Below are 4,132 nucleotides of genomic sequence, written 5' to 3' on the forward strand. Positions count from 1 at the left end.
CCCCGCCCGCACCACGGGTTGCTGCGCGTAACGTCGACAAGGTGCCCGGCAGCGAGACCCGACGCCTGGGCGTCGAAGAGGAATTCCAGCTCATCGACGTCAAGACCCGCCGTCTCGTGTCGCGCGCCCCGGAACTCCTCTGCCGCTTGCCCGACGAGGGCTATGTCGCGGAACTGCAACGCTGCGTCGTCGAGATCAACAGCGGGGTGCACACCGATCTCGACGACCTGCGAGACGACCTTCTTCGACGGCGCGCCCTGCTCGTGCACGCGGCGGCCGACCTCGGGCTCGGTGTGGCGGCCGCGGGTGCGGTGCCGTTGTCGGTCCCGGCAGAGTTGCAGGTCACCGAGACACCCCGATACCGGCGCATGCTCGCCGACTACCAGTTGCTGGCACGCGAACAGTTGATCTGCGGTACCCAGGTCCACGTCGAGGTTCCCGACCGCGACGAGGCCGTACAGGTCGCCGTCCGAATCGCCCAGCACCTACCGGTGTTCCTCGCGCTCAGCGCCAGCTCACCGTTCTGGGCGGACGGCAGCGACACCGGCTACGCGAGCATGCGCAGCCTGGTGTGGATCCGGTGGCCCACGACCGGGCCCGCAGCGCCGGTGTCATCGGCCGCCGAATACGACCGGTTGATCGACGACCTCGTGTCGAGTGGTATCATCACCGACCCCGGCATGGTGTATTTCGACGTGCGCCCGTCGTCCCACCAGCCGACGCTCGAACTGAGGGTGTGCGACAGCTGCCCGTCTGTCGAGACGATCACGCTGATCGCCGGGTTGTACCGCGCGCTCGTCGAGCGCGAGATCACCGCGTTGCGCTCCGGGGCCGCGCCGGTACCGCCGTCGCCGACGCTGGTCCGCGCCGCGATGTGGCGCGCGGCCCGCTCGGGACTCGAGGGCGAGCTCGTCGACCTGGAAGCCGCGGTGCCGCGTCCCGCGGGTGACATGGTCGAGCGCCTGGTCGAGGCGCTGCGCCCCCAGCTGGAGCAACTCGGCGACTGGGAAACCGTGTCGCGATTGGCTGCGAAGGCGGCGTGCGCCGGCAGTTCGGCGGCCCGGCAGCGTCGAGCGCTGCGCCGACGAGGCCGACTCACCGATGTGGTGGATCAGCTGCTCGCCGAGACCGCCGGTGGACAGCCCGCGGAACCTCAGGTGCACGATCTCGACCAAAGTCTCCTGCACGGATACCTCCCCCGGTCCGCGGTCGGCGGTGGCACTCTCGACGACACGTATGACGAAGCCGTCGACACGGACGGTGCGCCCCGGCCGGCGTACCGTCCGTTGGTCGACACCCTCGAGCGGATCGGTGCGGCAGAGCTACGCCGGATCCAGGACGAGATCACCCACGAGCAGAGCGCCGCCGATGTGACGTTCCGAGTCACGGACCAGGAACGTCCGCAACCGTTCCCGATGGACGTGTTACCCCGCATCGTGTCGGCCGCGGACTGGTCGACCCTGGTCGCAGGACTCGAGCAGAGAGCGTTGGCGCTCAACGCATTTCTCGTCGACGTCTACGGCGAACGCAAGATCATCGCAGACGGGGTGGTACCGGCGGAGATGCTCGACCTGGCCCCCGGATATCGGACCAGCGGAGCCGCGGTACGCGGCCGCCCGGTGCGCGCCCACATCTGCGGCACCGACCTGGTGTGCACCGGGCCCGGCCGGTTCGTGGTCCTCGAAGACAACCTCCGGAGCCCGTCCGGAGTGGGCTATGCGCTTGCGCAACGCGCCATGATGCGACGGTTCCTCGGCGAGTTGTGGGACGAGGCGGACATCGTCGATGTCGAACCCACTCTCGACATGGTCAGGCAGACGCTGCTCGGCGCCGCGCCCCCCGCCGCACCGGGTGGTGACGTGTCCGTCGCCGTGCTCAGCTCGGGCAGCCAGGACTCGGCATGGTTCGAGCACATGATGATCGCCGAGCGCACCGGATTCCCCTTGGTGCACACCCGGGATCTCACGGTGCTCGACCACACGGTATTCGTTCGGCGCGGCCGGTCGACGACGCGGATCGATGTGCTCTATGCACGTATCGACGAGGACATGCTGTTGTCGTCGACGGGATACGACGGCACACCGTTGCGGTCGGGGCTGCTGGCCGCACTGCGCGCGGGCACACTCACGCTGGTGAACGCTCTGGGTAACGGGGTGGGTGACGACAAGGCGGTCTACACCTTCGTGCCGGCCATGATCGACTACTACCTGGGTGAGCAACCGTTCCTCGAGCAGGTCCCCACCTGGGTGTGTGCCGACCGGGCCCAGCGCGACACGGTACTCGATCGTCTCCACGAGCTCGTCGTGAAGCCCACCGACGGCTTCGGCGGCGGGGAGATCACGATCGGGCCCGAGGCATCGGAGGCCGAGCTGGCGAAACGAAGCTTCGAATTGAATTTCCGCCCCGAACGATTCGTGGCACAGGAGGTGGTCCCGCTCTCCACGCATCCCACGTTCGACGGCACCGGGTTGTACCCGCACCACATCGATCTACGCGCCTTCGTCCACCTGCGGGCACGCGACCACGGCGTCACCGCCCATGTGGCTCCCGCGCTGCTCACCCGGGTTGCTCCGTTCGGTAGCACGGTGGTCAATTCGTCGCGTGGTGGCGGCGGGAAGGACACCTGGATCCTCGGTTCGCCGGGCCGGCCGGCGACCTGAACCGGAAGGGACCGTCCGATGTGTGGAGTGTGCGGCGAAATCCGTTTCGATGGAACGGAACCCGATGTCGCGGCGGTTGCCGCGATGACGGAGGCGATGCATCCCCGCGGCCCCGACGGCGCGGGAGTGTTCGTGCAGGGCACTACCGCGCTCGGTCACCGCCGGTTGTCGATCATCGACCTGTCCACGCGTGGCGCACAGCCGATGATCGATACGGAGTTGCGCTTGGCGCTGGTATTCAACGGCTGCCTCTACAACTATCGGCAGTTGCGGACACAACTGCAGAACTCCGGATATCGATTCTTCTCCACCTCGGACAGCGAAGTCGTTCTCAAAGCGTTTCACCACTGGGGCTCCTACTGCGTGGACCACTTCGTCGGGATGTTTGCATTCGCCGTCACCGATCTCGACAACGGTTCGCTGGTGCTCGCGCGTGATCGGCTCGGCATCAAACCGCTCTACGTGGCGCAGACCTCCTCCCGGCTGCGCTTCGCCTCGACGGTGCCGGCACTGCTGCGCGCGGGGGACGTGGACAGAATCCTCGATCCCGTAGCGCTGCACCATTATCTGAGTTTCCATTCGGTGGTGCCGGCACCGCACACCATCTATCGCGGGATCCGGAAGTTGCCCGCCGCCACGGTGCGGGTCGTGATGCCGGACGGGCTGAGCGCCGACCGATGCTATTGGGAGCCGGACTTCTCGCCCGACCCCGAACGCGCCGGGTGGAGCACCGAGGAGTGGCAGGAGGCGCTGCTCGATTCGCTGCGCACCGCGGTGTACCGGCGGATGGTCGGCGACGTGCCCGTCGGGGTGCTGTTGTCCGGTGGGATCGATTCGAGTGTCGTGGTGGCGCTGCTCGCCGAACAGGGCCAACAGGACCTGGCCACGTTCAGCATCGGGTTCGATTCTGCGGGTGGAGAGTCCGGAAACGAGTTCGCTTACTCCGACCTGGTGGCACGCACGTTTGCCACCGATCACCATCGCATTCACATCGACTCTGCGCGACTGGTCCCGGCCGTACCGAAAACCGTTGCGGCCATGAGTGAACCGATGGTCAGTCACGATTGCGTCGCGTTCTACCTGCTCTCCGAAGAGGTCCACAAGTCGGTGAAAGTGGTGCAGACCGGCCAGGGCGCCGACGAGATCCTCGCCGGATACGACTGGTATCCCCCGCTTCGCCACGTGCCGCGCGAAGACGCCGCCGACGCGTACGCGCGGGTGTTCGTCGATCGTTCCCACGCCGACGTCGATGCACTGCTGCGCCCCGAGTACCGCGTCGGCCGCGACGTCAGCCACGAGTTCCTCGCGGCGCACCACGGCGCGCCCGGAGCTTCCAGCGCGGTGGACTCGGCACTGCGGCTCGATACGACCGTCATGCTCGTCGAAGACCCCGTCAAACGTGTCGACACGATGACCATGGCGTGGGGTCTCGAAGCGCGGGTGCCCTTCCTCGACCACGAGTTCGTCGAACT

The 4,132-nt window shown here is 67.3% G+C and carries 2 protein-coding genes; both read left to right on the forward strand.

Features of this window, described 5'->3' with window-relative positions; translation table 11 throughout:
- The first annotated feature begins 41 nt into the window (after window positions 1-41).
- Window positions 42-2,660, forward strand: coding sequence for a glutamate--cysteine ligase (locus Q8814_RS24715; protein WP_330154604.1), 2,619 nt, complete (start codon window positions 42-44; stop codon window positions 2,658-2,660).
- A gap of 18 nt (window positions 2,661-2,678) precedes the next feature.
- The coding region (locus tag Q8814_RS24720; protein ID WP_330154603.1) for an N-acetylglutaminylglutamine amidotransferase at window positions 2,679-4,132 on the forward strand (1,454 nt) is incomplete at its 3' end.

Origin of the sequence: Rhodococcus chondri (assembly GCF_036327435.1) — a bacterium.
Classification (GTDB): domain Bacteria; phylum Actinomycetota; class Actinomycetes; order Mycobacteriales; family Mycobacteriaceae; genus Rhodococcus; species Rhodococcus chondri.